Origin of the sequence: Stenotrophomonas sp. Sm10 (assembly GCF_030985515.1) — a bacterium.
Taxonomy (GTDB): Bacteria; Pseudomonadota; Gammaproteobacteria; order Xanthomonadales; family Xanthomonadaceae; genus Stenotrophomonas; species Stenotrophomonas hibiscicola.
This window is the reverse complement of the sequence record NZ_JAPTFO010000133.1, coordinates 1-5,805: the sequence shown is the minus strand read 5'-3', so window position 1 is coordinate 5,805 and position 5,805 is coordinate 1. Positions and strand designations below refer to the sequence as shown.

The 5,805-nt window shown below is 67.1% G+C and carries 4 protein-coding genes; 1 reads left to right on the top strand and 3 read right to left on the bottom strand.

The features are described 5' to 3' along the window. Together O0J15_RS20120 and O0J15_RS20115 are read right to left on the bottom strand one after the other, a co-directional pair. A partial coding sequence (locus tag O0J15_RS20120) for a hypothetical protein (RefSeq protein WP_308306190.1) occupies positions 1-203 on the bottom strand: 203 nt, incomplete at its 3' end. A gap of 204 nt (positions 204-407) precedes the next feature. Next, a complete protein-coding gene (locus O0J15_RS20115) occupies positions 408-1,043 on the bottom strand; it encodes a type IV pilus biogenesis/stability protein PilW (protein ID WP_019661950.1) in 636 nt (211 codons plus the stop codon). Positions 1,044-1,212: 169 nt separating this feature from the next. Between O0J15_RS20115 and O0J15_RS20110 the strand changes: the two genes are divergently transcribed. Beyond that, the gene (locus O0J15_RS20110) at positions 1,213-4,899 is read left to right on the top strand and encodes an indolepyruvate ferredoxin oxidoreductase family protein (protein WP_308306189.1); all 3,687 of its coding nucleotides are present in this window, start codon (positions 1,213-1,215) and stop codon (positions 4,897-4,899) included. Between the two features lie 85 nt (positions 4,900-4,984). On the opposite strand, the gene O0J15_RS20105 is transcribed toward O0J15_RS20110, so the two are convergent. After that, positions 4,985-5,599: a DUF938 domain-containing protein gene (locus tag O0J15_RS20105; protein ID WP_019661952.1), complete on the bottom strand. Its 615-nt coding sequence runs from the start codon at positions 5,597-5,599 to the stop codon at positions 4,985-4,987. Positions 5,600-5,805: the final 206 nt, after the last annotated feature.

Genomic DNA, 5,805 nt, shown 5'->3' with positions numbered 1-5,805 from the left:
GGTTGACGGCGTCCCCCGCGAACCCACCCCGCCCGGCCTCTGACAATTTCCGAGTGCGTCCGCCACGGAAAAGAAAAAAGAAAAGCAGAAGCAAAAGCAAAAGCAAAAGCCGGTTGGTTGGCCGCCTTCTGTAGAGCCGAGCCCACGCTCGGCTGCTCTTCGATCAGATATCGAATAGTCGATTCCGATACAGATTCATCCACGCATGGCGTGGATCTACCGTGTCGACCAAGGTCGACACCTACCCACAGCTGCGAAAATCTGTCGAAGGCGGGGCACTGTGGGTTTACGGCGTCCCCGCAAACCCACAGTGCCCCGCCATCCCACCGGAAGACCGCTGTTGCTGTTGCTTTGGCTTTGGCTGTTGCCTCTGCGGGTGCCGGGTGCAACCCGGCCGAACCCCTCCCTCAGGGCCAGGCAGGCGGTGCGGCCGCCCAGGCCTGCTGCACTTCGGCCAGCGACGCACGCTCATCCTCGCGCCACTGCGGCAGCAGCTGCGCATAGTTGGCCGTGGTATTCCACTGCGTCGGCTCGGTGCGTACCGCAGCCGCATACCACTGCACCGCCTCCTGCTTCTGCCCCATCCGCCACAATGCCAGCGCATAGGTCGGCGGCACCCAGCTCGGCTTGGTACGCGCATTGGCGGCCGAGGCCAGCCACTGTTCCAGCGCCGCCTCTGGCTTGCCCTGGCGCAGCAGGTCCCAGCCGTAGTTCCAGCGCACGCTGCGGCCACTGCTGCTCTGTGCCGGGGCCTCTTTCATCGCCTCGGCATACAACTGCTCGGCCAGCTCGCCACGGCCCTGCGCACCGGCCACCGAGGCCAGTTGTACCGTGGCCTCGACCGCACGGCGGCCGCGTTCACGCAGCTTGACCAGCTGGGCGACCAGATCATCGCCCCCGCCCTGCACCGCCACCATCGGCGTGGCCGCCGGGTCATTGTCGAAGTAGAACTCCTGTGGTGCCGGCATGGCCGGCGCGGCCCACGCCGTGGCCGCTCCCGAGGCCAGCAGCACGCTGGCCAGGATCTTTCCTGGAACTGACATCCCTTCTCCCCAGGCCGCGACTGCAGCCTCCCTCTCTCTCCCCGATCCTAACCCCAGCACCGCCACGGGCGCGAGTGCCGGGGCCTGCGCGGCCCCGCTGCTACAATTCGCGCCTTTCCCGCTGCGTGCGTGCACGCGGCCGGTGCCAGCCGATCCTACCGGGCCAGCCATGACCAGTACCGCGCAACTCACTTCGCCCTCTTCCGCCGACCTGCTCGACCGTGACTACACGCTCGACCACAAGTACACCCGCAACGAGGGGCGGATCTACCTGAGTGGCGTGCAGGCGCTGGTGCGGCTGCCGCTGATGCAGCGCCTGCGCGATGCCGCCGAAGGCATCGACAGCGCCGGCTTCGTCAGCGGCTATCGTGGCAGCCCGCTGGGTGGCTTCGACCTGGAACTGTGGCGCGCGCGCAAGCATCTTGAAGTGGCGAAGGTGAAGTTCACCCCGGGCCTGAACGAGGACCTGGGCGCCACCATGGTGTGGGGCACGCAGCAGACCAACCTGTTCCCCGGCGCCAACGTGCAGGGCGTGTTCGGCATGTGGTACGGCAAGGGCCCTGGCGTGGACCGCTGCGGCGACGTGTTCAAGCATGCCAATGCCGCTGGCACCTCGCGCTACGGCGGCGTGCTGGCGCTGGCCGCCGATGACCATGCCTGCCGCAGTTCGACCCTGCCGCACGGCAGCGAAGACGAATTCGTCAGCGCGATGATGCCGGTTCTCAACCCCGCCGGCGTGCAGGACATCCTCGACATGGGCCTGCTGGGCTGGGCGATGAGCCGTTACACCGGCCGCTGGGTCGGCTTCAAGACCATTGCCGAGACGGTGGAATCGTCGGCCTCGGTGCAGGTCGATCCGATGGCGCGCCGCATCGTGCTGCCGGAAGACTTCGAAATGCCCCCGGGTGGCCTCAACATCCGCTGGCCGGACCCGCCGCTGGACCAGGAGATGCGCCTGCACCGCTATGCGGTGAAGGCCGCACAGGCGTTCGCCCGCGCCAACGGCATCGACAAGGTGGTGATGGACGCGCCGCGCGCGCGGCTGGGCATCGTCACCACCGGCAAGAGCTACCTGGACGTGCTGCAGGCGCTGGAATACCTTGGCCTGGATGAAGCCGCGTGCGCCGACATCGGCATCCGCGTGTACAAGGTCGGCATGACCTGGCCGCTGGAACCGCAGGGCATCGCGCGCTTCGCGCAGGGCCTGGAAGACATCATCGTGGTGGAGGAGAAGCGCGCCTTCATCGAGCGCCAGATGAAGGAACAGTTCTTCAACTGGCCGGCCAGCTGGGGCCAACGCCCGTCCATCGTCGGCAAGTACGACGAAAGCGGCGAATGGATCCTGCCGTCCACCGGTGAACTGACCCCGGCCACCATCGCCGGCGTGATCGGTCGCCGCATCCAGAAGTTCTTCAACAACGAGTCGATTGAGCAGCGCCTGCAGTGGATGCAGGAAAAGGAAGCCGAGCTTGCGTTGCCGCGCGCCAGCTTCCCGCGCGTGCCGCACTACTGCTCAGGCTGCCCGCACAACACCTCCACCCAGGTGCCGGAAGGTTCACGTGCGCTGGCTGGCATCGGTTGCCATTACATGGTGACCTGGATGGACCGCAGCACCGACACCTTCACCCACATGGGCGGCGAAGGCGTGACCTGGGCCGGGCAGGCGCCGTTCACCGACACCCCGCACGTGTTCCAGAACCTGGGCGACGGCACCTATTTCCACAGCGGCTCGCTGGCGATCCGCCAGGCGGTCGCCGCCGGCGTCAACATCACCTACAAGATCCTCTACAACGATGCGGTGGCGATGACCGGCGGCCAGCCGGTGGACGGCCCGCTGAGCGTGCCGGACATCGCAAAGCAGATGCGCGCCGAAGGCATCCACACCATCATGGTGCTGTCGGACAACATCGGCAAGTGGACCGGCCAGCGCGAACACTTCCCCAGCGACGTGGAGTTCCACGACCGCAGCGAACTGGAAGAGGTGCAGAAGCGCCTGCGCGAAGTGAAGGGTGTTTCGATCCTGATCTACGAACAGACCTGCGCCACCGAGAAGCGTCGCCGCCGCAAGCGCGGCAAGCTGGAAGATCCGCAGAAGCGGGTGCTGATCAATTCGCTGGTCTGCGAAGGCTGCGGCGACTGCGGCAAGAAGAGCTTCTGCGTGTCGGTGCTGCCGAAGGAAACCGAGTTCGGGCGCAAGCGCGAGATCGACCAGTCCAACTGCAACAAGGACTATTCCTGCGTGAACGGCTTCTGCCCGAGCTTCGTCACCGTGCACGGTGGCCAGCCGCGCAAGGGCAGCAAGCGCGATGCCTCCACGCTGCTGGACAACCTGCCGGCGCCGACGATCCGCGGCACGCTTGAGCAGCCCTGGAACATCCTCATCACCGGCGTCGGCGGTACCGGCGTGGTGACCATTGGCGCGCTGCTGGGCATGGCCGGCCACCTGGAGGGCAAGGGCGCGACCGTGCTCGACCAGACCGGCCTGGCGCAGAAGGGTGGCGCGGTGACCACGCACATCCGCATCGCACGCCGCCCGGATGACATCCACGCCGTGCGCATCGCCGCCGGTGAAGCCGACCTGGTGCTGGGCTGCGACATGGTGGTGGTCAACGACTACTGGGCGCTGTCGAAGGTGCGTGCCGGCCGTTCGCAGGTGGTGCTGAACACCTACGAAGCGATGCCGGGTACCTTCACCACCCGCCCGGACATGCAGTTCCCCGCCGCCGACATCATCGCCGGTGTGCGCGTGGCACTGGGCGGCCAGGAGCCGTTGCTGCTGGATGCCACCCAACTGGCCACCGCGCTGCTGGGCGATGCCATCGCCGCCAACCTGTTCATCCTCGGCTACGCCTGGCAGCAGGGCCTGGTGCCGCTGTCGTTCGAGTCGCTGATGCGCGCCATCGAGCTCAATGGCGCTGCGGTGGCCATGAACCAGCAGGCCTTCGCCTGGGGCCGCCTGGCCGCGGTCGATCCGCAGGCCGTGCAGCAGGCCGCCGGCCTGGTGCGCAACCGCCACACCGATACCGAATCCACCCCGGGCCCGCTGCATCCGCTGCCGCCGGGCGAATGGGAGGGCAACGAATGGGGCGCCACCGCTGCACCGCGCAACACCGGCGACGAACGCGAGCTGCGCGGCCTGCCCTCGCACGGTGGCGACGTGGCATTCCTGCCGCTAGACGACGCGCGCCTGTCGCGCTCGCTGGATGAAATGATCGAGCGCCGCGCCGCCTTCCTGGTCGAGTACCAGGATGCTGCCTACGCCACGCGTTACCGTGATCTGGTGGCACGCGTGCGCGCTACCGAAGCCGAGCGTATCGGCGGCTCCACCGCGTTGACCGAGACGGTGGCCCGCTACCTGTTCAAGCTGATGGCCTACAAGGACGAGTACGAAGTGGCCCGCCTGTACACCAGCGGCGACTTCCAGCGACGCCTGCAGCAGCAGTTCGAGGGCGACTATCAGCTGCGCTTCCACCTGGCGCCGCCGCTGTTCGCCAAGAAGGACGAGCAGGGCCGGTTGCTGAAGAAGGAATACGGCCCGTGGATGTTCAAGGCGTTTGGCTTGCTGGCGAAGCTGAAGTTCCTGCGTGGCGGCCGCTTCGACGTGTTCGGCCGCACCGAAGAGCGGCGCATGGAGCGCAAGCTGATCACTGATTACGAGGCCACTGTGCAGGTGCTGCTGGATGGCCTGGATGACGACCGCCTGGCGCTGGCGGTGGAGATCGCCAGCATTCCCGAACACATCCGCGGCTTCGGCCACGTCAAGGAAGCGCATTTCGAGCAGGCCAAGGCGCGCGAAGCGGCCCTGCTGGCGCAGTGGCGCAATCCGAAGGCGCTGCATATCGTACAGGTGGCTTGATGGTAGTGCCGGCCGCTGGCCGGCATTCATCCCGGCATTCATCCCGGCAATCGGTTGCCGGCCAGCGGCCGGCACTACCGATAGATTACCCCAGCCGCCACAGCAGCAGGCGATTGTTGGCCGGCATCGCCACGTCGCCCAACCGGGTGAATCCGTTGTCGGCCGCCAGCGCCTGCACCGCTTCGCTGTCGCGGATGCCGCTGCGCGGATCACGTGCCTTCAGCCAGGCATCGAACTGCGCATTGCTGTCGCTGGTGTAGCGGCCGCCGTAGTTGAACGGGCCATACACCGCCAGCAGCGCACCGTGGCGCAACAGGGGCGGCAGCGCCGCGAACAATGACTGGACGTGTGCCCAGCTCATGATGTGCAGGGTGTTGGCGCTGAATGCGGCATCGAACGTACTGCCCGGTGCCAGGTTCAGGCCGGGCGCTGGCGGCAGTTCCACCTGCAGCGCTACCGGCGGCAGCAGATTCAGCAATGCCGTTTCGGCACGCCATGCCTCGATGCCTGGCAGGTGGTCCGGATGATCACTGGGCTGCCAGCGCAGCCAGGGCCAGCGCTCGGCAAAGAAGGCCGCATGCTGGCCGGTGCCGCTGCCGATCTCCAGCACCCGGTGGCGGTCGCCCATCCACGGGTCGAGCGCGGCGGCGATGGGTTCGCGGTTGCGTTCGCAGGCTTCTGAATACGGCTTGCTCGACATCAGGACGGGATCCAGGCGGGGTCGGCCCCATTGTGCACGAGGGGGTGTTGCTCGGCAGGGCGGCGCCCTGCACCCGCCGAAGCAACGGCAACAGCAACAGCGGGCTTCCTGTGGGATTGCGGGGTGGGTCCGGTTGCGGGGGACGCCGTAAATCCGTCCATGGAGGCTCGGTCGCCGCATCCATGCGGCTCACGCCCCCGCAACCG

Coding starts and splice junctions, on each gene's coding strand:
- O0J15_RS20105 (WP_019661952.1), bottom strand. CDS start 5,599: ATGTCGAGCAAGCCGTATTCAGAAGCCTGCGAACGCAACCGCGAACCC.
- O0J15_RS20110 (WP_308306189.1), top strand. CDS start 1,213: ATGACCAGTACCGCGCAACTCACTTCGCCCTCTTCCGCCGACCTGCTC.
- O0J15_RS20115 (WP_019661950.1), bottom strand. CDS start 1,043: ATGTCAGTTCCAGGAAAGATCCTGGCCAGCGTGCTGCTGGCCTCGGGA.